The sequence below is a fragment of the Acidovorax sp. FG48 genome (assembly GCF_057809085.1).
In genome coordinates this window covers 144,338-169,718 of the sequence record NZ_JBMDJH010000009.1, presented here as the reverse complement: position 1 = coordinate 169,718, position 25,381 = coordinate 144,338, and the positions used below count along the sequence as shown (strand labels likewise).

General features: G+C 66.1%; 22 protein-coding genes. 13 read left to right on the top strand and 9 right to left on the bottom strand.

Annotated elements, in window-relative coordinates:
• Positions 1-48 precede the first annotated feature (48 nt).
• Together ACODSU_RS14865 and ACODSU_RS14860 are read right to left on the bottom strand one after the other, a co-directional pair.
• A complete protein-coding gene (locus ACODSU_RS14865; RefSeq protein ID WP_488842815.1) occupies positions 49-1,014 on the bottom strand; it encodes a 1-phosphofructokinase family hexose kinase in 966 nt (321 codons plus the stop codon).
• A 3-nt stretch (positions 1,015-1,017) separates the two neighbouring features.
• Complete coding sequence (locus ACODSU_RS14860; protein ID WP_488842814.1) at positions 1,018-2,298, bottom strand: cyclic di-GMP phosphodiesterase; 1,281 nt, start codon at positions 2,296-2,298, stop codon at positions 1,018-1,020.
• A 111-nt stretch (positions 2,299-2,409) separates the two neighbouring features.
• Between ACODSU_RS14860 and recG the strand changes: the two genes are divergently transcribed.
• The 7 genes from recG to ACODSU_RS14825 all read left to right on the top strand — a co-directional run bounded on the left by recG (position 2,410) and on the right by ACODSU_RS14825 (position 9,994).
• Positions 2,410-4,569: an ATP-dependent DNA helicase RecG gene (recG, locus tag ACODSU_RS14855; RefSeq protein ID WP_488842813.1), complete on the top strand. Its 2,160-nt coding sequence runs from the start codon at positions 2,410-2,412 to the stop codon at positions 4,567-4,569.
• A gap of 151 nt (positions 4,570-4,720) precedes the next feature.
• Positions 4,721-5,419, top strand: a complete 699-nt coding sequence (locus ACODSU_RS14850) for a hypothetical protein (RefSeq protein WP_488842812.1) — start codon at positions 4,721-4,723, stop codon at positions 5,417-5,419.
• The gene (locus ACODSU_RS14845) at positions 5,416-5,895 is read left to right on the top strand and encodes a type II toxin-antitoxin system VapC family toxin (RefSeq protein WP_476018129.1); all 480 of its coding nucleotides are present in this window, start codon (positions 5,416-5,418) and stop codon (positions 5,893-5,895) included. The genes ACODSU_RS14850 and ACODSU_RS14845 overlap by 4 nt, the downstream gene beginning before the upstream one ends.
• An 18-nt stretch (positions 5,896-5,913) precedes the next feature.
• Positions 5,914-6,879, top strand: a complete 966-nt coding sequence (locus ACODSU_RS14840; RefSeq protein WP_060984996.1) for a LysR substrate-binding domain-containing protein — start codon at positions 5,914-5,916, stop codon at positions 6,877-6,879.
• Between the two features lie 149 nt (positions 6,880-7,028).
• Entirely contained in the window at positions 7,029-8,765 is a 1,737-nt protein-coding gene (locus ACODSU_RS14835) for a dipeptidase (protein ID WP_488842811.1), read from the top strand.
• Positions 8,766-8,922: 157 nt separating this feature from the next.
• Positions 8,923-9,441, top strand: coding sequence for a Dps family protein (locus ACODSU_RS14830; protein ID WP_015016036.1), 519 nt, complete (start codon positions 8,923-8,925; stop codon positions 9,439-9,441).
• 184 nt (positions 9,442-9,625) lie between these two features.
• Positions 9,626-9,994, top strand: coding sequence for a response regulator (locus ACODSU_RS14825; protein WP_422847929.1), 369 nt, complete (start codon positions 9,626-9,628; stop codon positions 9,992-9,994).
• A 223-nt stretch (positions 9,995-10,217) separates the two neighbouring features.
• Here the strand turns inward: ACODSU_RS14825 and ACODSU_RS14820 are convergent, their stop codons facing one another.
• The 4 genes from ACODSU_RS14820 to ACODSU_RS14805 are packed head-to-tail and all read right to left on the bottom strand — an operon-like array spanning position 10,218 to position 16,303.
• Positions 10,218-11,342: a hybrid sensor histidine kinase/response regulator gene (locus ACODSU_RS14820; RefSeq protein WP_488842810.1), complete on the bottom strand. Its 1,125-nt coding sequence runs from the start codon at positions 11,340-11,342 to the stop codon at positions 10,218-10,220.
• 52 nt (positions 11,343-11,394) lie between these two features.
• Complete coding sequence (locus ACODSU_RS14815) at positions 11,395-12,018, bottom strand: chemotaxis protein CheB (protein WP_488842809.1); 624 nt, start codon at positions 12,016-12,018, stop codon at positions 11,395-11,397.
• Positions 12,015-12,851: a CheR family methyltransferase gene (locus ACODSU_RS14810; protein WP_116750181.1), complete on the bottom strand. Its 837-nt coding sequence runs from the start codon at positions 12,849-12,851 to the stop codon at positions 12,015-12,017. The genes ACODSU_RS14815 and ACODSU_RS14810 overlap by 4 nt, the downstream gene beginning before the upstream one ends.
• A gap of 8 nt (positions 12,852-12,859) precedes the next feature.
• The gene (locus ACODSU_RS14805; RefSeq protein ID WP_488842808.1) at positions 12,860-16,303 is read right to left on the bottom strand and encodes a response regulator; all 3,444 of its coding nucleotides are present in this window, start codon (positions 16,301-16,303) and stop codon (positions 12,860-12,862) included.
• Positions 16,304-16,509: 206 nt separating this feature from the next.
• On the opposite strand from ACODSU_RS14805, the gene ubiA reads away from it, so the two are divergent.
• On the top strand, positions 16,510-17,403 hold the full coding sequence (gene ubiA / locus ACODSU_RS14800; protein WP_488842807.1) for a 4-hydroxybenzoate octaprenyltransferase: 894 nt from the start codon (positions 16,510-16,512) through the stop codon (positions 17,401-17,403).
• Between the two features lie 43 nt (positions 17,404-17,446).
• Here ubiA and proC read toward each other — a convergent pair whose 3' ends face one another.
• From proC to ACODSU_RS14785, 3 genes are all read right to left on the bottom strand, one after another.
• Positions 17,447-18,283, bottom strand: coding sequence for a pyrroline-5-carboxylate reductase (proC, locus tag ACODSU_RS14795; protein WP_488842806.1), 837 nt, complete (start codon positions 18,281-18,283; stop codon positions 17,447-17,449).
• Positions 18,284-18,441: 158 nt separating this feature from the next.
• Positions 18,442-19,935 (bottom strand): glycerol kinase GlpK, encoded by a 1,494-nt coding sequence (gene glpK, locus ACODSU_RS14790; protein WP_488842805.1) that lies wholly within the window; start codon positions 19,933-19,935, stop codon positions 18,442-18,444.
• Between the two features lie 21 nt (positions 19,936-19,956).
• Positions 19,957-20,721, bottom strand: a complete 765-nt coding sequence (locus ACODSU_RS14785) for a DeoR/GlpR family DNA-binding transcription regulator (RefSeq protein WP_015016027.1) — start codon at positions 20,719-20,721, stop codon at positions 19,957-19,959.
• A 235-nt stretch (positions 20,722-20,956) separates the two neighbouring features.
• Here ACODSU_RS14785 and ACODSU_RS14780 point away from each other — a divergent pair, with 235 nt between their 5' ends.
• From ACODSU_RS14780 to ACODSU_RS14760, 5 genes are all read left to right on the top strand, one after another.
• Positions 20,957-22,048, top strand: coding sequence for an ABC transporter ATP-binding protein (locus tag ACODSU_RS14780; RefSeq protein WP_110961793.1), 1,092 nt, complete (start codon positions 20,957-20,959; stop codon positions 22,046-22,048).
• A gap of 1 nt (position 22,049) precedes the next feature.
• The gene (locus ACODSU_RS14775; RefSeq protein ID WP_110961895.1) at positions 22,050-23,126 is read left to right on the top strand and encodes an ABC transporter ATP-binding protein; all 1,077 of its coding nucleotides are present in this window, start codon (positions 22,050-22,052) and stop codon (positions 23,124-23,126) included.
• The gene (locus tag ACODSU_RS14770; protein WP_110961794.1) at positions 23,123-24,019 is read left to right on the top strand and encodes a carbohydrate ABC transporter permease; all 897 of its coding nucleotides are present in this window, start codon (positions 23,123-23,125) and stop codon (positions 24,017-24,019) included. Before ACODSU_RS14775 ends, ACODSU_RS14770 begins: the two co-directional genes overlap by 4 nt.
• The gene (locus tag ACODSU_RS14765) at positions 24,012-24,824 is read left to right on the top strand and encodes a carbohydrate ABC transporter permease (RefSeq protein WP_015016023.1); all 813 of its coding nucleotides are present in this window, start codon (positions 24,012-24,014) and stop codon (positions 24,822-24,824) included. The genes ACODSU_RS14770 and ACODSU_RS14765 overlap by 8 nt, the downstream gene beginning before the upstream one ends.
• A 149-nt stretch (positions 24,825-24,973) precedes the next feature.
• On the top strand, positions 24,974-25,282 hold the full coding sequence (locus ACODSU_RS14760; RefSeq protein WP_015016022.1) for a DUF2160 domain-containing protein: 309 nt from the start codon (positions 24,974-24,976) through the stop codon (positions 25,280-25,282).
• Positions 25,283-25,381: the final 99 nt, after the last annotated feature.

The window sequence follows — 25,381 nt, the reverse complement described above, 5'->3', positions numbered from 1 at the left end:
CGGAAGACGCGATTGTCCCACGGGGCTGTTGGCCCTGCAGGCGGGGTGCTATGGCTGGATGTTGAATGCCACCGGTGCGGGCACGCTGCGCACCAGCCGCTGCACGTCCTCGGCCTGGGCCAATGTGGTGCCCGGGTGCAGCAGCGCGGCGGCGCCTGCGGCCACGCCCCAGCGCAGCGCCTCGGCAGGCGCATCGCCCCGGTCCAGCGCCCAGACCAGCGCGGCCAGAAAGCAGTCGCCCGCGCCCGTGGTGCCGGTGGTGGCGGGCACGTTGAGGGCGGGGGCTTGCCATACGCCCTCCCGCGTGGCCAGCACCGCGCCTTGTTCGCCCACCGACAGGGCCACGGTGTCGGCCGCGCCGCTGTGCACCAGCGACTGGGCAGCCGTGCACCAGTCGGCGGCGTGCTCCAGCGGCTGTTGCAGCAGGTCGCGCAGCTCGCGCAGGCTGGGTTTGACCAGCGCCACCCCGGCTTTCAATGCCGCCGCCAGCGGCGGGCCTGAGGTGTCAACGGCCACCCGCACGCCCTGGTCGGATACAGCGGATACAGCGCGTACCAGCTGGGCATAGAAGTCGTCGGGCGTGCCGGGCGGCAGGCTGCCGCTCGCAATGAGCCAGCGGGGTGGTGGGGCGTGGGTTGCCAGCGCATCCAGGCAAGCCTGCCACTCGCTGGCCTGCAGCGTGGGGCCGGGCAGCACAAACCGAAACTCCTGGCCCGTGGTGGTCTCGACCACCGAAAAGTTCTCGCGCGTGTCGCCCGCAATGCGCTGCAGCTGCGTGGGCACGCCCTCGTCGGCCAGCAGCTGCTGCACCTGCGCGCCCGCCGCGCCGCCCGCCAGGGCCCAGGCGTACACGTCCGCGCCCAGGCGGTGCAGCACCCGCGCCACGTTGATGCCGCCGCCGCCCGCAAACCGCCGCACCGGGCCGCAGCGCAGCTTGTGCGTGGGGGCTACGTGGTCGGTGGTGGTCGCCAGATCGAGGGCGGGGTTGAGCGTCAGGGTGATCAGTGTGGGCATGGGCTACCAGACCTTGTCGGAGAAGCCGGACCACAGCTCGTCCAGGTCGGGAAAGCGCCACTTCTCGGGGTCTTCGCGTGCCACGATCTTCTCGTTGCAGTCCGGGGCGGCCAAGTTCACCACCTCGGGCGGAATGCGCAGGTCGGACTTGGTCGAGAAGAACACCTTGACGACGGGTGTGGTGAGCGCGGTGGGCGATTGCTCCGTCACCACCCCGATGCGGCCCGAGGTCAGCCGCACCAGCGAGCCCACGGGGTAGATGCCGATGCTTTTGACAAACGCCTGGAAGATGCGCGCGTCGAAGTGGTCCCTGGTCCACTCGGCCATGCGGCGCAGCGACTCGGCCGGGTCCCAGCCGCGCTTGTAGGGCCGGTCGGAGGTGATGGCGTCGTACACGTCGCAGATGGCCGTCATGCGCGCGATCACGCTGATGCCTTCGCCCGCCAGCTTGTCGGGGTAGCCCGATCCGTCCACCTTTTCGTGGTGGTGCAGGCAGGCGTCCAGCACCGCATCGGGCACGTTGCCACCCTCCTTGAGCATGTGATAGCCCTCCACCGGGTGGCTGCGCACCACGGTGAACTCCTGGTCGGTGAGCTTGCCGGGCTTGTTGAGCACGGCCAGCGGAATGGCCGCCTTGCCCAGGTCATGCAGCAGGCCCGCCATGCCGGCGAGCCGCTGCTGGTCTTCCTTGAGCTTGAGCTGCTTGGCCAGCGCCACCATGAGCGCACACACGGCCACCGAGTGCATGTAGGTGTAGTCGTCGGCGGTCTTGAGCCGCGCCAGGCTGATGAGCGCACCGGGGTTGCGGGTGACGGAGTCCGAAATCTCCTCCACCAGGCTTTGGGCGCCCGCAGAATCCACCGCCCGGCCCATGCGGGCCTCGTTGAACATCGACACCACGGCTTCCTTGGACTTCACGCAGATGGCGGCGGCCATCTTGAGCTCGCTGTGCATGTCGGCCGGTTTGCGGTCGCGCTTGGGGGGCGGGGGGGGCGACGGCAGCTTGACCTTGACCGGGGGCAGTTCTTCCAGGCGGCTGAAGTCGGTTTCGATCTGCGCATCCACCTCTTCGCGGGACATCGACGCGGTGCCCTCCGCTACGTCCAGGCCTTTGTCCGTGTCGATCCAGATTTCCTGGATGGCCGTGGCCTGTATGCGGGCGAGGTCCTTGGGGTCCTTGAGCAGGAACTTGGCCCGCCAGAACGGGTGATCCATCCACGAGCCACAAAACTCGTGCAGGTACATGCCCAGGGTGAGGTGTTGGATGTGGATGCGCTTGAGCATGGCAGAAACCCGGGACTCGAAAACACGCCCTGGTCAGGCGTGAGCAATGGTAACCATGGTAGCCTTTTCGGGCTGCCATCTCCGCTCGTTTTCCCTAGCAAATTGCTCTCCATGCCCGCTGCCGCCCCAGCCCCTGCCAAAGCCCCCGCGCGTGCCGCCAACCCAGCAGCGCGGGGCCAGGGCGCGGCCTCGGTCGCGCAGAAGGCGTTGCAAAAGCTGGGCCTGCGCCGCGACATTGACCTGGCACTGCACCTGCCCCTGCGCTACGAGGACGAAACCCGCATCACCCCGCTGGCCAACGCGCGGGACGGGCAGACGGTGCAGATCGAGGCCACGGTCACGGCCTGCGAGGTGCAACTGCGCCCCCGCCGCCAGTTGCTGGTGCAGGTGGAGGACGACACCGGCAGCTGTGAGCTGCGCTTCTTCAGCTTTTACCCGTCGCACCAGAAGACCCTGGCCGTGGGAAACCGGCTGCGCATCCGGGGTGAGGTCAAGGGCGGCTTCTGGGGGCGGCAGATGCTGCACCCCGCGTTTCGCCTGGCCGGGGGGGAGCTGCCCGCCGCGCTCACGCCTGTGTACCCCACCACCGCCGGGCTGCCCCAGCCTTACCTGCGCCGCGCCGTGGTCAGTGCGCTGACCCGGGTGGACTTGTCGGACACGCTGCCGCCGGGGGCTGAGCCGCCCTGGGCACGGTTTTATGGTCAAAATGGCCTCCGCCGCGCGTTCAGCTTGCGTGAAGCGCTCACTTTTTTGCATCACCCCACGCCCGACGTGGCGCTGTCCACGCTGGAGGACCACAGCCACCCCGCCTGGCAGCGCCTGAAGGCCGAAGAACTACTGGCCCAGCAGCTGTCGCAGCAGCAGTCGCGGCGCGAACGCGACATGCTGCGTGCCCCCGTGCTGCGGCCCCGGCCCGGTGCGGAGGGTGCCTTGCCCTTGCACGAACAGCTGATGGCCGTGCTGCCGTTCGACCTGACCGCCGCCCAGCGCCGGGTGGGTGAAGAGATTGCCGCCGACCTGGCCCGCAAGATTCCCATGCACAGGCTGCTGCAGGGCGATGTGGGATCGGGCAAAACCGTGGTGTCGGCCCTGGCTGCCTGCCTGGCCATGGATGCGGGCTGGCAATGCGCGCTGATGGCGCCCACCGAAATCCTGGCCGAGCAGCACTTCGCCAAGATGATCGGCTGGCTGGAGCCGCTGCTGGCGCAGCACGGCCGCAAGGTGGCCTGGCTGGTGGGCGGGCAGAAAAAGAAGGACCGCACCGCCATGCTGGCCCTGGTGGCCAGCGGTGAGGCTGCGCTGGTGGTGGGCACGCACGCCGTGATCCAGGAGCAGGTGCAGTTCAAGAACCTGGCGCTGGCCATCATCGACGAGCAGCACCGCTTTGGCGTAGCGCAGCGCCTGGCCTTGCGGCAAAAGCTGGCCGCCCACGGCATGGAGCCGCACATGCTGATGATGAGCGCCACGCCCATCCCGCGCACGCTGGCCATGAGCTACTACGCCGATCTGGACGTGTCCGTCATCGACGAGCTGCCCCCCGGCCGCACCCCCATCGTCACCAAGCTGATCGCCGACAGCCGCAAGGACGAGGTGATCGAGCGCATCGGCGCGCAGGTGGAGGCCGGGCGGCAGGTGTACTGGGTCTGCCCGCTGATCGAAGAGAGCGAGGCGCTGGACCTCTCCAACGCCACCGCCACACACGCCGACCTGAGCGAGGCCCTGCCCGGCGTGATGGTCGGCCTGCTGCACTCGCGCATGCCCACGGCCGAGAAGAAGGCCGTGATGGCGCTTTTCACCAGCGGCCAGATGGGCGTGCTGGTCAGCACCACCGTGATTGAAGTGGGGGTGGATGTGCCCAACGCATCGCTCATGGTCATCGAGCATGCCGAGCGTTTTGGCCTGAGCCAGCTGCACCAGCTGCGCGGCCGGGTGGGGCGCGGCGCGGCAGCGTCGGCCTGCGTGCTGCTGTACGCCACCAACGACAGCGGCCGCGTGGGCGAAACGGCTAAAGAGCGCCTGCGCGCCATGGCCGAGACCAACGACGGCTTCGAGATCGCCCGGCGCGACCTGGAAATCCGCGGCCCCGGCGAGTTTCTGGGTGCGCGCCAGTCGGGCGATGCGCTGCTGCGTTTTGCCGACCTGGCCACCGACACCCATCTGCTCGAATGGGCGCGCGAACTGGCGCCGCAGATGCTGGATCGCCACCCCGAATTGGCGGCTCGGCATGTTGCGCGGTGGTTGGGTGGAAAATCGGACTATCTCAAGGCCTGAGGCGCTCGCAACTACTGTGCGTCAATGGATTTCGATGAGAGGTGCGGACAGCACGGTAAGTGCCTAGAATTGCTGGATGGACGCACAGCCCCTTTTCATTAGTTTGCACGACGAGTCTGGTGGATATGAGATATCCCCGGACAGAGTGCCCTTGGCAGTCTTGCGAACTTTTGTGAAAGACGTGGAGGATTTCCTTCGAGGAGATGGCTCCGAAGTGGATCTACAGGCGCTGGATGTAGGGGTGGTCAAAGGCTCCCTGGCGATCCAGACTGCTCCTGTGTCTTCGCCAGGCCTTCTGCGGGATCTGCTTCAGCTTGCTGCCTCCGAGCGTTTGGATGGCCTCGACAAAAAGCGTCGGGAAGTAGTGGAGCGGTGGCAGAAGCTCGCGCGGGGGGCGCGTCGCTGCGTTTTTCGAATTACCGCCCCAGGCATTCCGCAACGGGACATCAGCATCAGTGCTGCTACTGATTTCCACGCGGACGACGCAGACCAATGGGTCCAGGTTGAGCGTTACTTGCAGGGTGAGATTGTCGAAATGGGCGGACTTAAAAAAGTCAATGCACATATTCGTTTGCCCGATGGCACTTTGATTCCGGTGGAATCGGATCGCGAGTTCTTTCGCAGCGATACTGTGAATCGCCTCTACAAGGTCGCTATGGCTCGCATCAGTGCAGAGTACAACGTGGTGACGCGAAAGTACCGCAATGCGCGATTGCTCGGTTTTGAAGAGCATCACCAGACTTTGGACGAGGCGCAGTTACGTCGGTTGACGGAGCGAGGAGCGAAGGCTTGGCGGGACGTGCCTAATGCGAGCGGTTGGGTGGACTCCTTGCGGGGAGGTCCAGCTTGATCTCGATTCTTCTGGATACGAGTTACTTGATCACGCTGGCCGATCCAGGGCGCGCGCACCACGAGACGGCCAAGCGTTATCTGCGCGAGGCCTTGGCTCAAGGCTGTCCCTTGTACTTGTCTGCCGTGGTCGCGTCAGAGTTCCAAGTAGGACAACCTGTGAGCGACCTCCCTTTGCGCAATTTTCATGTATTGCCCTTCAATATTGACCACGCTATGACCTCCGGTAATTTCATGCGTGTGCTGTCGCGCGATACTGGCGACGACCGGGTGGCAGTCAAGGACGACGTCAAGTTGCTGGCGCAGATGGTGTGTGAGTCCATCACGCACATCCTCACTGAAGATTCAAACACCCTGGTCAAGTACCTGGGAAGACTCCGCGACCAGGGTCAAGCATCTGCGCAGGCAATTGTCCTAGCGGAAGGTTTTGATGCTGCCTGGTTCAATGGGGGACAAAAGCAACTCCTGGATGAATAGCACTCTTAGCAGTTCACCATGACCCTCACCGAACTCAAGTACATCGTTGCGGTGGCCCGCGAGAAGCACTTCGGCCATGCGGCCGATGCCTGCTATGTGTCGCAACCCACGCTCTCGGTGGCCATCAAGAAGCTGGAAGAAGAGCTGGACGTGAAGCTGTTCGAGCGCAGCGCGGGCGAGGTGACGGTGACGCCGCTGGGCGAAGACATCGTGCGCCAGGCGCAAAGCGTGCTGGAGCAGGCGGCGGCCATCAAGGAAATCGCCAAGCGCGGCAAGGACCCGCTGGCCGGGCCGCTCACACTGGGCGTGATCTACACCATCGGCCCCTATCTGCTGCCTGAGCTGGTGCGCCAGTCCATCACGCGCACGCCGCAAATGCCGCTGATGCTGCAGGAGAACTTCACCGTGAAGCTGCTGGAGATGCTGCGCACGGGCGAGATCGACTGCGCCATCCTGGCCGAGCCCTTCCCCGACACTGGCCTGGCCATGGCGCCGCTGTATGACGAGCCTTTCATGGCGGCTGTGCCCAGCACGCACCCGCTGGCATCCAAGAAGTCCGTCACGGCGGCCGAGTTGAAGAACGAAACCATGCTGCTGCTGGGCGCAGGCCACTGCTTTCGCGACCATGTGCTGGAGGTGTGCCCCGAGTTCGCGCGTTTTGCGAGCAACGCCGAGGGCATCCGCAAGTCGTTCGAGGGCTCGTCACTGGAGACCATCAAACACATGGTGGCCGCAGGCATGGGCGTGACGCTGGTGCCCCGCCTGTCGGTGCCCCGCGATGCGCTGCTCACCGTGTCGCGCCGCCGCAAGAGCGACGAGACCTATATCCGCTACCTGCCCATCCGCGAAGAAGACGGCGGCCCGCCGCCCATGCGCCGCGTGGTGCTGGCCTGGCGCCGCAGCTTCACCCGTTATGAAGCCATTGCGGCTCTGCGCAATGCCATCTATGCGTGTGAGCTCCCGGGCGTGACGCGACTGTCCTGACTGCGTCAGGACTCCGATTCGCGGCGGGGGATCGGCGCTACACTCGCGCCGCCCCTGCGCAGGTCCATCCGGCCTGGGCAGGCGATGTTCCCTCCACGGCACCCTCCGCCCATCGGCGGTCGGTGCCTTTGCCCCCACAAGAGGTTTCTATGAAGACGCTTTGGCTCACCGCCACGCTGGCCGCTGCCCTGACGGCATGCTCCACCCCCACCACTCCGCCTGCCACCCAGGCGCTGAAGAAGCCCGCACTCGACCACATTGCGGCGGCGCCTGCGGCAGCAACGGCGGCGGACTTCCGCCAGTTCCTGGCCCTGGCCGCGCAGATGCAGCCGCAGCTGCAAACCGCTGTGTCGGCGTACCTGGCCCACAAGCCCCTGGCGGGCGATGACCTGGTCAATATCAGCCGCCTGCTGGGCCTGCACAACCGCTTGCGCAACCAGGCGGCGGTGATCGACGCCACGGCGAAGATGGTGGCCATTCCCACCGTGCGCGCCGACAAGGCGCCGCCGCACGAAGACAAACACATCATTGCGTTTGGTGCCCTGGTAGAGGGCATGGCCAAGGACTTTGGCCTGCAGTACCGCAACGTGGACAACCGCATCTTTGAAGTGAAGCTGCCCGGAAGCGGCCCTGAGGAGTTCGGCATCCTCACGCACGCCGACGTGGTGCCCGTGGTGGCCGACGAATGGGTGCTGGACGACGGCACCCGGCTCGACCCTTTCAAGCTGACCCGCGTGGGCGGTAACTTGTATGGCCGGGGCTCCATCGACGACAAAGGCTCCATCGCCACCGTGCTGTTTGCGATGAAGGCCGTGAAGGACAGTGGCCTGCCGCTAGCGCGCACCATCCGCCTGATGATCGAGACCACCGAGGAAACCGGCGGCGACGCGATGAAGTACTACCGCGCCAAGACCGCGCTGCCCGAGTACAACATCGTGCTCGACAGCAAGTACCCTGCCGTCGTGGCCGAAAAGGGATCGGGCGCACTGCGCGCCTCCTTCCCGCTGCCACCGACTGCCAACCCGGACGTTACGGCCATCACCGCCATGGCGGGTGCTGCATCGGCCAACGCTGTGCCCCAGACGGCCACCGCCCGCCTGCAGGGCGGCAACCTGGCCGACGTGGCTGCGCGGCTGAACGCGGCGAAGGGCGCCTTTGTCGCCAAGTACCAGCCGCAAGGCGGCGCATTCAGCATCGACGTGGCGCAGGACGGCGGCGCGGTGGTGGTGAAAGTGACGGGCGCTTCGGCCCACGGATCGCGCCCCGAAGAAGGCGTGAACCCCCTGCCGCGCCTGGCGCTGTTCCTGAAGGAGTCGGGCCTTGCGCTGGCACCCAACGGCTACGCGCAGGCCGTGCGCTACCTGACCGACCTCTACGGCACCGACTACCTGGGGCGCACGATGGGCCTAGCCTACAGCGACGACTTCATGGGCCCGCTCACGATGTCGCCCAACCTCATCCGTGAAAAGGACGGCAAGGTCGATGTGCTGGTGAACGTGCGCATGCCCCGTGGCAGCACGCCTGAGGCGCTCACGCAGGCTACGTCGGCCAAGATCAAGGCCTGGGGCGCCCAGGCTGGTGTGGCGGTGGAAGTGGATCACCAGCAGGGCAACTGGATGGCGCGCGACCCGAAGGGCGCCTGGCTGGCCACGCTGCTCAACACCTTTGGCGACACCACCGGCCTCGAAGCCAAGCCCGTGCCCACGGCCGGCAGCACCACCGCCAAGCTGATGCCTAACGCCATCAACTTCGGCCCTGCCATGCCGGGCAAGAAGTACACGGCCCACAACGCCAAGGAGTTCAAGGAAGTGGTGGACCTGGATGCCGACATGCAGATGTTCACCGAGATGCTGGTGCGCATCGGCAACTTGCCGAAGATGCAATAAACCAGCCGACCGGGGGGGCGCCCGCGCTGGTTTCTTGACCCTGGTCCAAGGCATCGGCCTTGGCTGACACAGGAGCGCTGCGGCTTGCGCTAAAGTGTTTGAGGACCCCGCACAGCGCGGGGTGTTTCATGTTTTCCGCACGGAAGGAACCTCCCCCATGGCCAAAGCTCCCGGCAAAGCCGCATCCGGCAAAACCTCTGCCCCCAGCATCAACATCGGCATCAGCGACAAAGACCGCGCTGCCATCGCCCAGGGCCTGTCGCGCCTGCTGGCCGACACCTACACGCTGTATCTCACCACTCACAACTTCCACTGGAACGTGACGGGCCCCATGTTCAACACGCTGCACACCATGTTCATGGCGCAGTACACCGAACTGTGGAATGCGGTGGACCCGATTGCCGAGCGCATCCGCTCGCTGGGCCATGTGGCCCCGGGTTCGTACGCCGAGTTTGGCAAGCTGGCCACCGTGCCTGACGCCCCCGCCAAGCCGCCCAAGGCGATGGACATGGTGCGCGTGCTGGTCGAGGGCCACGAGGCCGTGGCCCGCACCGCGCGCAGCCTGTTCCCCCTGGCCGACAAGGCCAGCGACGAGCCAACGGCCGACCTGCTGACGCAGCGCCTCACGGTGCATGAGCAGACGGCGTGGATGCTGCGTTCGCTGCTGGAAGAATAAAAAGGCCAGTTGCACCCGCCTGCGTCGCACAAAGTCCGGCCTGGCCAGGCGCGCGCAGGGTGCTCCAGGGTGCAAAAGAGCGCCTTGTCCTACACGGCGCGGCACGGCCGCCTGCACATGATGCGGGTTTAGGCCATGTCCTCTCTTTGCTGGGTGGCATGGCGGCTCAACCCCCCTCTGATGTATGCGAATCCTGTACGTTGAAGACCATCCGGAGCTGCGCGAGACCATTGGCATGCTCATGGAAGGTGAAGGCCGGACGGTCACGCCCTGCGCCTCTGCTGAGGAGGCGATGGCCCTGGATGCTGGCGATCCCTTTGACGTGCTGGTGACCGATGTCAGCCTGCCCGGCCTCTCGGGCACGGACCTGGCCCGCCAGCTGCTGGCGGACGACCCGCAGCGGTGGGTGGTGCTGTGCTCCGGCTACGAACTGGGCAGCCATCCAACCCAATGGGGCCCCAATGTGCGCGTCTTGCTCAAGCCTTTCGAGCTGGAAGAGCTGGAACAGCTCCTGACTTCCATTCATACCGCGCTGGCTGCAGCCGCCGGTTGAGAGCGGGTCACAAAACTCTTCTGGCGTCGTTGCTGTGTCTTGTCGTACTGCTCGTACTGCCTGCGACACAGCGCCTGGCTAGAACCGCTTCGCTGAGTTTTGCTAGCCTTTCTAAGTCTGGCGGGCGGCCACCGCTCGCGTTTCCTGCCTTCCTCTTTCCTTCTTCCCCATCGCGCCTCCCTGGACCCTGAGGGTCTGGGACGTGTGATGGGGCTGCGCTGCGTCAACTGCGGGGGCTGCGTGCGGGCGCGTGGCGTGGCAACGTCACCCGAAAGCTCGTCACATCGTTGTGTGACCGGGCCTCAATGGTTCCATGGTGGGCCCGCACGATCTGGTGCGCAATGAACAACCCCAGCCCCAGCCCCTGGTGGCGGCCCGGCTCGCGCTCACCGCCCCGGAACGGGTCAAACAGATGTGGCAGCAGCCCCGGGGGAATGGTGCCGCCGTTGGACACCGTGATGCTCACCTCCTCGGGGCGGGTGCCGTCCACCGCAATGCGCACCGGGTGGTCGACGCTGCCGTGGTGCAGGGCGTTGCCCACCAGGTTGGTGACCACCTGGCACAGGCGCTCGGCGTCCCAGGTGCCGGCCAGATCCCCTGCGAGCGTGGAGTCGATGGGGCGCTCTGGGTGGCTGGTCGCCACCTCGTCCAGCGTGCGCTGCACCAGCGTTTGCATGTGGGCAGGGCCCAGTTGCAGGGCCAGCCCGCCCGCCTGGCGGATGCGGGTCACGTCCAGCAGGTCTTCGATCATGTGGCCCATGCGCTGGCTCGCGCTCAGCACCCGGTCGGCCATCAGGGCAGTCTTGTCGGGCGACGGCTGACGCTTGAGTACGGAGGCCGCAGCGACGATGGACTGCAGCGGTGTGCGCAGGTCGTGGCTGAGCACGGCCATGAACATTTCGTTGATGCGCAACGCCTCGGTGCGCGCGCGCAGCTCGTGCGCCAACGCCTGTTTGCGGCGGTGCAGCTCAAAGAACACGCTGGCCTTGTTGGTGAGCATGTGCGGGTCGATGGGCTTGTACAAAAAGTCCACCGCACCGCTCTCGTACCCCCGGAACTGCCAGTTCTGCTCGCGCGAGCCCGCCGTCATGAAGATAAGCGGAATGTGTCTAGTGCGTTCGCTGCCCCGGATCAGCTCTGCCAGCTCAAAGCCGTTCATCTCGGGCATCTGCACGTCCAGCAAGGCCAGGGCCACATCGTCGTGGGCCAGCAGCAGTTCCAGGGCCTCGGGGCCCGACTGGGCCTTGAGGATGTCCAGCCCGTCGCGTTGCAGCAGCGCCTCCAGGGCGATGAGGTTTTCCTCGACATCGTCAACGAGCAGGCATTTGGTGCGGTCGGTCTGGGGCATGGGCGGTGGGGAGGGTGGATGGGGTTCTCAAGCAAGGACGCATATGCCCGTATCAAAGCTGCTGGCGCTGGTGCAGGTCCGCCAGCAGCCTTGCAATGCCTTCAGGGGGCAGGATGTGGTCCACCGCCACGGCCGCGAGGGCCGCCTGCGGCATGGTGGGCATGCTGGCGCTGGCAGGGTCTTGCACGATGGTGAGGCCACCCGCCGCCTGAATGGCTTGCAGGCCGTGCACGCCGTCTTCGTTGGCGCCCGACAGCAGAATGCCCACCAGCCGCTGGCCATAGTGGTCCGCCGCCGACTCGAACAGTACGTCGATGGAGGGGCGCGAAAAATGCAGGGGCGGGTCCACCGACAGCCCCACATGCGGGCCCTGGGGCCCAGCATCGACCAGCAGGTGGTAGTCCGGTGGCGCAAAGCTCACCGATCCTGGCGTGATGGCATCCTTGTCCTGCGCCTCGCGCAGCGGCAGGGCGCAGCGGGGCTGAAAAATCTCCACCAGCAGGCTGCGCCGGTCCCGGGGTAGATGCAGCACCACCAGCACCGCCGCCTGCAGGGTGGCGGGCAGCGCGGGCAGCAGTTCCAGCAAGGCGTCAATACCGCCCGAAGACCCGCCCACCACGATGGCGGCGTAGCCCCCGGGGGGCACTGGCCTGGGTGCGCGGTCGGTGGTGCTCACAGCCCGGCCTTCTTGCGGTAAATGCGGTCTTGCAGCACGAAGTCGTCGAACGCATCGGTGTGCGCCGAAAACCGCAGCGACTCCTTGGAGCCCAGGCCCAGAAACCCCCGGTGGCACAGTGACTCGCGGAACAGCCCCAGGGCGCGGTCCTGCAGGTCGCGCTCGAAGTAGATGAGCACATTGCGGCACGACACCAGATGGACTTCGGCGAACACGCTGTCGGTGGCCAGGCTGTGGTCGGAGAACACCATGTGCTCACGCAGCCCCTTGTCGAACACCACGCGGCCATAGGCAGCGGCGTAGTAGTCCGACAACGAGCTGCGGGCGCCGGAGCGCGCATGGTTCTCGGTAAAAGCCGCCACCCGCGACACGTCGAACACGCCCGACTCGGCGGCGCGCAGCGCGTGCGGGTTGATGTCGGTGGCGTAGATCAGGGTGCGGTCCAGCAGGCCTTCTTCCTGTAGCAGGATGGCCAGCGAATACACCTCCTCCCCCGCGCTGCATCCGGCCACCCAGACCTTGAGCGACGGGTAGGTGCGCAGCAGCGGCACCACCTCCTGGCGCAGCGCCTGGAAGTAACTCGGGTCGCGGAACATGTCGCTCACCTGCACGGTGAGGTATTCGAGCAGCGCAGGGAACACGGCGGGTTCGTGCAGCACGCGGTCCTGCAGCTGCGACAGCGTCTTGCAGTCAAACTGCACCAGTGCCGACGCCAGCCGCCGCTTGAGCGACGCCTGCGCGTAGCCCCGGAAGTCGTAGTGGTAGCGGTGGTAGATGGCATCGATCAGCAGGCGCTGCTCGATGTCGGCGGTGCGGGCCTTGCGGTGCGGCATGGCGGGGCCTACTTGGGCATCCACACCCGCACCAGGGACAGCAGCTTCTCCACGTCCAGCGGTTTGGCGATGTAGTCGTTGGCCCCGGCGGCCAGGCATTTTTCCTGATCGTCCTTCATGGCCTTGGCGGTCAACGCGATGATGGGCAGGCGGCGCCACTCGGGGCGGTTGCGGATCTCGCGCATGGCGGTGTAGCCGTCCATCTCCGGCATCATGATGTCCATCAGCACCAGGTCAATCGCAGGGTGGCCGCCGCTGCCGGCGCGCTCCAGCGCCTGCAGGGCCTCCAGGCCGTTGCGCGCAATCTCCACGCGGATGCCGGTGGGCTCCAGAATGCTGGAGAGCGCAAACACGTTGCGCACATCGTCTTCCACCACCAGCACATTGCGGCCTTCCAGGGCAGTCTCGCGGTTGCGGGCCACCTGCAGCATCTGGCGGTGCTCTGCCGACAGTTCGGACTCCACCTGGTGTAGGAACAGGGTGACTTCGTCCAGCAGCCGCTCGGGCGAGCGCGCGTCCTTGATGATGATGGACTTGGAGAACCGGCGCAGTTGCTGCTCCTCGTCGCGTGACAGGGCGCGGCCCGTGTACACGATGACCGGCGGGAAGGAGACGCCGTCCTGCTCGGTCATCTGCTGCAGCAGTTCGTAACCGCTCAGGTCGGGCAGGTTCAGGTCCATCACCATGCAGTCGAAGGTAGAGCCGCGCAGGTGCGCCAGCGCCTCAGCCGCCGTGCCGGCGCCCACGATCTCCACGTCGTCGTTGGTGAGCAGGTGGCGCACGCTCTCGCGCTGGCGCTCGTCGTCTTCCACCACCAGCACGCGCCGCAGGTTCTGGGTGAACTTGGCTTCGAGCCGCTGCAAGGCATGCACCAGTTCGTCGCGCTTGACGGGCTTGAGGGCGTAGCCCACGGCCCCCCGGCCCAGGGCCTCTTGGGAGTAGTCGGCCACCGAAACCACGTGCACCGGGATGTGGCGCGTGGCCGGGTTGCGCTTGAGCTGGTCGAGCACGCCCAGGCCCGAAAAGTCGGGCAGGTTCACGTCCAGCACGATGGCGCTGGGCAGGCTGTGTATCGCATAGGCCAGGCCGTCGGCCGCGTTGTGGGCCAGGTGGCAGTCGAAGTCCATCTCCCGCGCCAGGTCGCTCAGGATCTGCGCAAAGCGCACGTCGTCTTCGATCACCAGAATGCTGCGCGCGCCCGCAAGGCGCGGGGCTGCGGGTGAAACGGGTGCAGTCACGGGCGGCAATGCTGGGGCAGAGGGGGCGGGTGCGACGACCGGTGCCGCCGCATGGGCTGGAGCAGGGGCCGCCAGCGGCGCTGCGGGGGCCGCTTCTGGCGACGGGGGCACCAGCTTCTGGGGCAGCACCAGGGTGAAGACGCTGCCTTCGCCCGGCGTGCTGTGCACGTGGATCGATCCGCCCAGCAGCTGCGCCAGGTCGCGCGAGATCGACAGGCCCAGGCCCGTGCCGCCGTATTTGCGGTGCGTGCTGCCATCGGCCTGGCGGAAGGCTTCGAAAATCAGCTCCTGCTGGTGCGCCGGGATGCCGATGCCCGTGTCCTTCACGGCGAACGACAGGGTGTCGTCCGGGTTGCGCGACACATGCAGCGCCACCGAGCCCTTCTCGGTGAACTTGAGCGCGTTGGACAGCAGGTTCTTCAGCACCTGTCCCAGGCGCTGCGGGTCGGTGTCCAGTGTGGCGGGGGCGTCGGGCGCAACGGTGGCCGTGAGCGTCAGGCCCTTCTCTTGTGCCAGCGGGCGCAGCGGGTCGATGAGGGTTTGTAGGGCCTTGGACAGCGTCACCGTTTCCACCGACACGGTGGCTTGGCCGGCCTCGATCTTGGACAGGTCGAGGATGTCGTTGATGAGTGCCAGCAGGTCGTTGCCCGCCGCGTAAATGGTCTGCGCGTACTTCACCTGCTCGGCGCTCAGGTTGCCCTGCTTGTTGTCGGACAGCAGCTTGGCCAGGATCAGGGTCGAGTTGAGCGGCGTGCGCAGCTCGTGGCTCATGTTGGCCAGGAACTCGCTCTTGTACTGGCTGGCCAGCTCCAGCTCGCGGGCCTTGTCCGTCATGGCGCTTTGGGCGCGCAGCAGTTGCTCGCGCTGGTATTCCAGCTGCTGGGTCTGCGCCTCCAGGTGGGCGTTGGTCTGCTCCAGCTCGGTCTGCTGCACCTCCATCTGGGCCTGCGACTCTTGCAGGATGCGGCTTTGCTGCTCCAGCTCCTCGTTGCTCACGCGCAGTTCTTCTTGCTGGGTCTGCAGCTCTTCGGACTGGCGCTGGGTTTCTTCCAGCAAGGCCTCCAGACGGTTGCGGTCAATGCCCGCGCGAATCGCCACCGCCAGGATGCCCGAGGCGCGTTCCATCAGGGTGCGCTCGGGCTCCGTCAGCGGGCGATGAAAGCCCAGCTCGATCACGGCAAAGACTTCGCCGTTCTCGATGGCGGGTGCCAGCAGCAGTTCGGTCGGTGCGGACTGGCCGGTGCTGGACGACACCATCAGGTGCCCGGCGGGCACATCGCGCACATGTAGCATCTGGCGCGAGCGCGCCACCTGGCCCACCAGGCCCTCGCCGGGCAGCAGGCGCTGCTCCAGCCGCTCGCGGGGCAGGGCGTAACCCCCAAACAGGGTGAGTGCGCCATTGCAGTCGGCCACGTAGCCCGCACCCACGGCGGCGCGCAGGTACTGCGCCAGGTATTCGAGTGTGAGCTGGCCCAGGTCTTCCAGCCGGTGGTCGCCCTGGATGCGCTGGCTCAGCCCGTTGAGGCCGGCCGCCACCCAGGACTGCTGCGCCTTGAGGCGGTACTCCCGCGCATTGGCGGCGGCCGACAGGCAGATGAGCACCAGCAGCACGAACGAGCCGCCCCAGGAGTAGTAGGTGGACATGGCCGCAGCCTCCACCCATTGCTTGCGGTCGCTCTCCAGTTGCTGGTTCAGCAGCGTGGACAGGTCCGACGCCAGGTCGCGGATGCGGTCCATCAGCACGCGGCCGGCATCATTACGGGTCACGGCCACGGCGGCTTCCTGGCCCTTGGAGCGGCGCAGTTCAATGGTCTCGCCCAGCTCGCGCAGTTTTTCGTGGCGCAGGTCGTCGATCTGCAGCACCAGGCGCCGCTGCACGGCGCTGTCGTCCGTCAGTTCCTTCAGGCGCGCCATGTTGCGCTCCATGGCGCTCAGCGACAGGTTGTAGGGCTGCAGGTAGGTGTCGTCCCCCGTCAGCAGGTAGCCGCGCTGGCCGGTCTCGGCGTCCTTCAGCGAGGACACGAACAGGTTGAGGTGGCGCATGGTCACCGTGGTCTCGTCCATGGCCTCCACCGCTTGCGCGCGCACCTGGGCGGTGCGGAAGTTCACCAGCGCGATCAGCACGGTGGCGAGTGCGGCAATCACAAATCCCACCAGCATTCCGCGGGGGACAGCAAAACGCGTGGCGGCCTGGGAGGTCGATGTATGGGGCATGCGTTGGTGCCCCAAAGGGCGGGTGCGTTGGGGGAGAACCGGAGACTGTAACGGGTTTTACGCGCCAGTAGGGCGCTGTTACGCGGCTTGCGCGCGCTGCGCCAGCGGGCTGCGGCGCAGCTGCTACATTCGGTGCGCCCGTGGTTTGCCACCCGCCGCAGCGCCTTGCTGCCGGGCCTGCTTTTTTCGCATTTGATCGTCCCGCCATGTCGCCGCAATATGTCCCTGCCCGCAGCCGTTTTTCGCTTTACCTCGACCTGATCCGCTGGGACCGCCCTGCGGGCTGGCTGGTGTGCCTGTGGCCCACGCTGAGCGCGTTGTGGATTGCGGCCGACGGGTTTCCGGGCTGGCACCTGCTGGCAGTGTTTGTTCTTGGAACCTTTCTTATGCGCAGCGCAGGCTGCTGCGTGAACGACGTGGCCGACCGCGACTTTGACAAACACGTCAAGCGCACGGCGCAGCGCCCGGTGACCACCGGTGCGGTGTCGGTGAAGGAGGCGCTGGGCCTGGGGGCAGTGCTGGCGCTGGTGTCTTTTGGCCTGGTGCTCACCACCAACACCGCCGCCATCGCGTGGTCGGTACCCGCCGTGCTGGTGGCCATTGCCTACCCGTTCACCAAGCGCATCATCTCCATGCCCCAGGCGGTGCTGGGCATTGCGTTCAACTTTGGCATCGTCATCGCGTTTGCCGCTGTGCAGGGCAGCGTGCCCGCGGTGGCGTGGTGGATGTGGCTGGGCAATATGTTCTGGGTGCTGGCTTACGACACCGAATACGCCATGGTGGACCGCGACGACGACCTGAAGATCGGCATCAAGACCTCGGCCATCACCCTGGGGCGGCTGGATGTGGCCGCCATCGTGGTGTTCTATCTGCTTTTCTTGGGAATTTGGGCGGTAGCGCTACAACCACATGCCCTCGGTGCTATTTTTTATGTAGCGCTTGCGGTGGCGTTGGCCCAGGCCGTGTGGCACATCACGCTCATCCGCACCCGCACCCGCGAGGGCTGCTTCAAGGCGTTCCGCATCAACCACTGGCTGGGCGCCACGGTGTTTGCGGGCATTGCGGGCAGTTACCTCGTGCGCGCAATGCTCACTAATTGATAGCGGTCAGCGCTTGATCGACTAGCGCTACCGCCCCAAAACATCAAGATCCGAACTCGTTGCCCAGTTCGTTGGCACGTTTTTCGGCGGCGCGCATGGCGGCCTCGAACGCCTGCGATACGCCGCTGGCTTCCATCGACTGCAGGGCCGCGTAGGTGGTGCCGCCCTTGGACGTGACGCGTTCGCGCAGCACGGCGGGGGATTCGTCGGAACGGCGGGCCAGCTCGGACGCGCCCACAAACGTGCCCACGGCCAACTGGTGCGCCTGCGCTTCGGTCAGGCCCATGCCCACGCCGGCGCGTGTCATGGCTTCGAGGAAGTAGAAAACATAGGCCGGGCCCGAGCCCGACAGGGCGGTGACCGCGTCCAGCTGGGTCTCGCTCTCCACCCACAGGAATTCGCCGGTGGACGCCATGATGGCCTCCACGCTCTGGCGCTCGGCGCTGGTCACGGCGGGGCGTGCGTAGATCGCGCTCATGCCCTTGCCCACCAGCGCGGGCGTGTTGGGCATGGTGCGCACGATGCGCTCGGTGCCCAGCCACTGGGCGATGCTGTCCGAGCGGATGCCCGCCGCCACGCTCAGGTGCAGGGCCTGCTGGGTGTGCGCCTTGGCCTGCGCGGCGGCGTCCTTGAAGGTCTGGGGCTTGACCGCCCAGACCACGATGCTGGCGCGCTGCAGTGCGGCGCCCGCCTCGGGCTGCGCCGTGAGTCCAAAGTTCTTGAGCAACGCCTCGCGCGTGGGAGCGTAGGGCTCGACCACCTCGATCTGGCTGGCCGGGTGGCCCTGGCGGATCAGCCCGCCGATGATGGCGCTGGCCATGTTGCCGCCGCCGATGAAGGCGATGGTGGGGAGGTTTGGGGAGGCAGTGGTCTGGCTCATGGTGCGTGCAGGCAAGGTGGCAAACAAGGAAGGGCCACGATGGTAGCGCCGCCGGGCCGTCAGTCCATGTCTGCAGCGGCGACAGCGGCAGGACTCATGGGAGGAAAGACGGGCTACTGGGACGGCAGAGACTTTGTCACCCCAGCGCCGCGGGGACCTCAGGCTGCCGTAGTTTGGCGCACGGCGTGTTCCCAGTTCGCCATCAGCTCCTGCGCACGCGCGCTGCCGAGCGTGGGCACAAAGCGGCGGTCGGCGCGCCACAGCCGCGAGAGTTCATCCGTGCTGCGGTACACGCCGCTCGACAGCCCTGCCAGGTAGGCCGCGCCCAAAGCGGTGGTCTCGATGACTGCAGGCCGCACCACCGGGATGCCCAGTAGGTCGGCCTGGAACTGCATCAGCAAGTCGTTGATGCAGGCGCCGCCGTCCACACGCAGCTCGCTCACCGGGGCGCCGCCGGCGGCCACGGCGTCGCGGCTCATGGCCAGCAGCAGGGCGGCGCTCTGGTAGGCAATGCTTTCGAGCGCCGCGCGCGCAATGTGGCCCAGCGTGGTGCCACGCGTGAGGCCCGTGATGGTGCCGCGTGCGTCAGGCTTCCAGTAGGGGGCGCCGAGGCCGGTGAAGGCGGGCACCATCATCACGCCGCCCGAATCGGGCACGCTTTGGGCCAGTGACTCCACCTCGTTGCTGGTGGAGATGGCGCGCAGGCCGTCGCGCAGCCACTGGACCACGGCGCCGCCCACAAACACGCTGCCTTCCATGGCGAATTCGGGCTGCGTGCCCGGCTGCGCCGCGCTGGTGGTGAGCAGGCCGTTTTGCGATGTCTGGAACCTGCCGCCTGTGTGCATGAGCATGAAGCAGCCCGTGCCATAGGTGTTCTTGGCCATGCCCGCCGTGAAGCAGGCCTGGCCGAACAGCGCGCTTTGCTGGTCGCCCGCCACGCCGCCAATGCGGATGGCGTGGCCCAGCAGGTCGGCCGCGATGTCGCCAAAGTGGGCGCTGGACGGCAGCACCTCTGGCATCAGCGCCTTGGGAATGCGCAGCAGCGCCAGCAGCTCGTCGTCCCACTGGTTGGTGTGCACATTGAACAGCATGGTGCGCGAGGCGTTGCTCACATCCGTCACGTGCACTTTGCCGTGGGTGAGCTTCCACATCAGCCAGCTGTCCACCGTGCCAAAGGCCAGCTCGCCGCGCTCGGCCGCTTGCCGCGCGCCGGGCACATGGTCCAGCATCCACTGCAGTTTGGTGCCGGAGAAGTAGGCGTCCACCAGCAGGCCGGTCTTGGCCTGGATGGTGGCGGCATGGCCTTGTTCGCGCAGCTGGGCGCAGGCGGGTTCGGCGCGCCGGTCCTGCCACACGATGGCGTGGTGCACGGGCTGCCCGGTTTGGCGGTTCCACAGCACGGTGGTCTCGCGCTGGTTGGTGATGCCGACAGCGCGTATGTCGCTGGCCGCAATGCCCGCCTTGGCCAGCGCGTCGCGCGCGGTGGCGATCTGGGTGCGCCAGATTTCCAGCGGGTCGTGCTCCACCCAGCCGGGCTGGGGGTAGATCTGCGGCAGCTCCAGCTGCGCCTGCGCCACGATGTGGCCGCCTTCGTCAAAAACGATGCTGCGGGAGCTGGAGGTGCCTTGGTCGAGGGCTAGCAGGTAGGTCATGGGGGCAAAGGATAGGGGAAGCTATGCAGCTACCGTGCAGATGACTTCAGCATCTTGCAGCAGGGCCGGGAAAGGTTGTGGCGGCGGTGCGTCGGTGAACAGTCGGTCGATCTGTGCCAGCGTGGCCAGTTGCACCATGGCCGGGCGGTTGAACTTGCTGAAGTCGGCCGCCAGCCAGACCTCGCGCGCGTGTTCGATGATGGTTTGCGCCACCTTCACTTCGCGGTAGTCGAAGTCGCGCAGCGACCCGTCCGGCTCGATGCCCGAAATGCCGATGAGCGCAATGTCCACCTTGAACTGGCGGATGAAATCCACCGCCGCTTCGCCCACGATGCCCCGGTCGCGCGCGCGCACCACGCCGCCCGCCACGATGACCTCGCACTCGGGGTTGCCGCTCAGGATGGCGGCCACATTCAGGTTGTTGGTGATCACGCGCAGGCCCCGGTGGTGCAGCAGCGCCTTGGCAATGGCCTCGGTGGTGGTGCCGATGTTCAGGATCAGCGAGCAGTCGTTGGGCACCTGTTCGGCCACGGCGCGCGCAATGCGTGCCTTGCCTTCGGCATGCAGGTTTTCGCGCTGGGTGTGTGCCAGGTTCTCCACCGTGGAGCTGGGCACGCGCACGCCGCCATGAAAGCGCGTGAGCAGTCCCGACTCCGCGAGGCGCTGCACATCGCGGCGCACCGTCTGCAGCGTGACCCCCAGGGTGTCGGCAAGTTGTTCCACCGTGGCGGACTTGCGTGCGCGCACTTCTTCGAGGAGTTGGAGTTGGCGGGGATTGGTGTTCACGGTGGGGTGTGGTGCGCAGTGGTTTGTCACCGAATCGTAACGAATCTGAAACATCCGCTTGGGCGCCCGGTGACACGCTAAAGACTGTAAATCGAACAAAAACGAATTGATTAAGGGTAAACCTTGATTCGATTCGAACAAAAAGGAACAAAAATGAAAAAGATCGAAATTTGAGGGCTGCCGTGCGTGTGTGCAGCCCTTTCACACAGGCCGCAGGGCCGGAAGAGGATGCTTCATGCAGCTGGCGTTGGACAGCATCAGCAAAAAAGTCGGGGCGCAGACCTGGCTGTACGACATGAACCTGTCGCTGCAGCCCAATGCCGTGACGGTGTTGCTGGGAGCGACCCAGGCGGGCAAGACCAGCCTGATGCGCATCATGGCGGGGCTGGATGTGCCCACCCACGGGCGCGTTTTGGTAGATGGCAAGGACGTGACGGGCACCCCCGTGCGCGACCGCAATGTGGCCATGGTGTACCAGCAGTTCATCAACTACCCCTCGATGAAGGTGGCGGCCAACATTGCGTCGCCCCTGAAGCTGCGTGGCGAAAAGAACATCGACGCCCGCGTGCTTGAAATTGCCAGCCGCCTGCACATCGACATGTTCCTGGACCGCTACCCGGCCGAGCTGTCGGGAGGCCAGCAGCAGCGCGTGGCACTGGCCCGCGCCCTGGCCAAGGGCGCGCCGCTGATGCTGCTGGATGAACCCCTGGTCAACCTGGACTACAAACTGCGCGAAGAACTGCGCGAGGAGCTGACCCAGCTGTTTGCCGCCGGCCAGTCCACCGTGGTCTACGCCACCACCGAGCCGGGCGAGGCCCTGCTGCTGGGCGGCTACACGGCGGTGCTGGACGAAGGCCAGCTGCTGCAGTACGGCCCCACGGCCGAGGTGTTCCATGCGCCCAATTCGCTGCGCGTGGCGCGCGCTTTCAGCGACCCGCCGATGAACCTGATTGCCGCATCGGCCACGCCTTCCGGGGTGCGCCTGCAGGGCGGCCTGGAGCTGAGTGTGCCGCTGCCACAAGGCGTGGCGGCAGCCGCCGGCCTCACCGTGGGCGTGCGCGCCAGTGCGCTGCGGGTTGCGGCCCGCCCGGGCGACGTCAGCGTGGCCGGGGTGGTGGAACTGGCCGAGATTTCGGGCTCCGACACCTTTGTGCACGCGGCCACGCCCTGGGGCGACCTGGTGGCGCAGCTGACCGGCGTGCATTACTTTGAACTGGGCACGCCCATCACGCTGCACCTGGACCCCGCCCAGGCCTACGTGTTTGGTGCCGACGGCCGACTGGCCTGGGCGCCCGCCCGGCCTGCTACCGCACAAGGAGGGCGCTGACATGGCCCGCATCAGCCTGGACTTGGCGCATTCGTACAAGCCCAACCCGCAGCAGGACAGCGACTACGCGCTGCTGCCGCTCAAGATGGAGTTCGAGGACGGCGGCGCCTATGCGCTGCTCGGCCCTTCGGGCTGTGGCAAGACCACCATGCTCAACATCATGTCGGGCCTGCTTGTGCCCTCGCATGGCAAGGTGCTGTTCGACGGCCGCGACGTGACGCGCGCCAGCCCGCAGGAGCGCAACATTGCGCAGGTGTTCCAGTTCCCCGTGATCTACGACACCATGACGGTGGCCGAGAACCTGGCTTTTCCGCTGCGCAACCGCAAGGTGCCCGAGGACCAGATCAAGCAGCGCGTGGGTGTGATCGCCGAGATGCTGGAGATGAGCGGCCAGCTCAACCAGCGCGCGGCAGGCCTGGCGGCGGATGCCAAGCAGAAGATTTCGCTGGGCCGTGGCCTGGTGCGCGCGGACGTGGCCGCCGTGCTGTTCGACGAACCGCTCACGGTGATCGACCCACACCTCAAGTGGCAGCTGCGGCGCAAGCTCAAGCAAATTCACCACGAACTCAAGCTCACGCTGATCTATGTGACCCACGACCAGGTGGAGGCGCTGACCTTTGCCGACAAGGTGGTAGTCATGACGCGCGGCAAGGCCGTGCAGGTCGGCTCGGCCGACGCCTTGTTCGAGCGGCCCGCACACACCTTCGTGGGGCACTTCATTGGCTCGCCGGGCATGAACTTCTTGCCGGCGCACAGCGAGGGCGACAGCCTCACCGTGGCCGGCAACCGCCTGGCCAGCCCCGTGGGCCGCATGCTACCCGCTGGCGCCCTGCAGGTCGGCATCCGCCCCGAATACCTGGCGCTGGCCCAGCCGCAACAGGCCGGTGCACTGCCCGGCACGGTGGTACAGGTGCAGGACATCGGCACCTACCAGATGCTGACCGCCAAGGTGGGCGAGCACACCGTCAAGGCGCGTTTCACGCCCGAGACGCGCCTGCCATCGGCCGGTGACACGGCCTGGCTGCAGGTGCTGGGCGAGCACACCTGCTTCTACCAAAATGAGGAGCTCCTGGGATGAGCACAACGACCAAGCCCGTCAACCAGAAAGCCTGGTTCCTGATCCTGCCGGTGATCCTGTGTGTGGCCTTCTCGGCCATCCTGCCGCTGATGACGGTGGTGAACTACTCGGTGCAGGACATCATCAGCCCCGAGCGCCGCGTGTTTGTGGGCACCGAGTGGTTCGTGCAGGTGATGCGCGACGAGGAGCTGCACGCCGCGCTGCTGCGCCAGCTTACCTTCTCGCTGGCCGTGCTGGCGGTGGAGATTCCGCTGGGCATCCTGCTGGCGCTGTCCATGCCCGCGCAGGGCTGGAAGTCGTCCGCAGTGCTGGTGGTGGTGGCGCTGTCGCTGCTGATTCCCTGGAACGTGGTGGGCACCATCTGGCAGATCTATGGCCGTGCCGACATCGGCCTCATGGGCCGGCTGCTGCAGGAGATGGGCATCGAATACAGCTACACCGGTAACGCCACGCAGGCCTGGCTCACGGTGCTGCTGATGGACGTGTGGCACTGGACGCCGCTGGTCGCGCTGCTGGCGTTTGCCGGTCTGCGCTCCATCCCCGACGCGTACTACCAGGCGGCCCGCATTGACGGCGCGAGCAAGTTCGCGGTGTTCCGCTACATCCAGCTGCCCAAGATGCGTGGCGTGCTGATGATTGCCGTGCTGCTGCGCTTCATGGACAGCTTCATGATCTACACCGAGCCCTTCGTGCTCACCGGTGGCGGACCGGGCAATGCCACCACTTTCCTGAGCCAGTACCTCACGACCAAGGCCGTGGGCCAGTTCGACCTGGGGCCTGCCGCAGCGTTCTCGCTGATCTATTTCTTCATCATCTTGCTGCTGTGCTTCATCCTCTACAACTGGATGCAGCGCGTGGGCACCGCCAGCAACGAAGGAGCCGGCCATGAATGAAAAGCGCTTCCAGAAGCGGTCGATCTTTCTGGTGGTCTACCTGCTGTTCGCGCTGCTGCCCATCTACTGGATGGTCAACATGAGCTTCAAGACGAACGAGGAGATTCTGTCGACCTTCACGTTCTTCCCCCAGCACTTCACCTGGGCCAACTACAAGACCATCTTCACGGACGAGTCTTGGTATTCGGGCTACATCAACAGCCTGATCTACGTGGGCATCAATACGGTGATCTCGCTCACCGTGGCGCTGCCGGCGGCCTATGCCTTCAGCCGCTACCAGTTCCTGGGCGACAAGCATGTGTTCTTCTGGCTGTTGACCAACCGCATGACGCCACCAGCCGTGTTTTTGCTGCCGTTCTTTCAGCTCTACACCACCGTGGGGCTCATGGACACGCACATCGCGGTGGCGCTGGCGCACCTGTTGTTCAACGTGCCGCTGGCGGTGTGGATTCTCGAAGGCTTCATGAGCGGCATCCCGCGCGAGATCGACGAGACGGCGTACATCGACGGCTACAGCTTTCCGCGCTTTTTCGTGACCATCTTCCTGCCGCTGATCAAGGCGGGCGTGGGTGTGGCGGCGTTCTTCTGCTTCATGTTCAGCTGGGTGGAGCTGCTGCTGGCCCGCACGCTGACCAGCGTGAACGCCAAGCCCATCGTGGCCACGATGACGCGCACCGTGAGCGCGAGCGGCATGGACTGGGCGACGCTGGCTGCCGCCGGGGTGCTGACCATCGTGCCCGGCGCCATCGTGATCTGGTTTGTGCGGCACTACATCGCAAAAGGCTTTGCGATGGGCCGGGTTTGATATGAGGGGAAGCCGACCTATGAACCACAACAACCCGCAGCAGCGCGCGCGCTGCTTCCCGAGCCAGCGGCAGCCGCGGAGCGGGCTTTGCCCGGCCGCGGGCTGCGTCCCCCTGGGGGGAAGCGCCGCAGGCGCTCAGGGGGGTACCCATGTTTGACTGGATGGCCTGGACGTTGCCGGTGGCGGTGTTCTTCACGTGCATCGTGCTGATGCTGATCGGCATGACGGTGTGGGAGATCAAGTCGCCCACGACGATGCGCAAGGGCTTCTTGCCGCTGGAGACCACGCGCGGTGACCGCCTCTTTATCGGCCTGCTGTCGGCGGCCTACGTGAACCTGATTTTTGTGGGCATCAGCGGCAAGCTGGTCCAGTGGTTCAGCCTGTCGGCCGAGCCGTCGGTGTGGATCAGCTTTGTGGCGTCGATGGCGCTCTTGGTGCTGATCCTGCGCAAGGGTTGAAGCAAAAACAGCCGGTAGCGCTAGAGGAATATGCGCTGCTAGCTATTGATTTTGTAGTGTCGAAGGCCTGGCCTGGTTCCCCCCCGGGTTGGTGCCGGT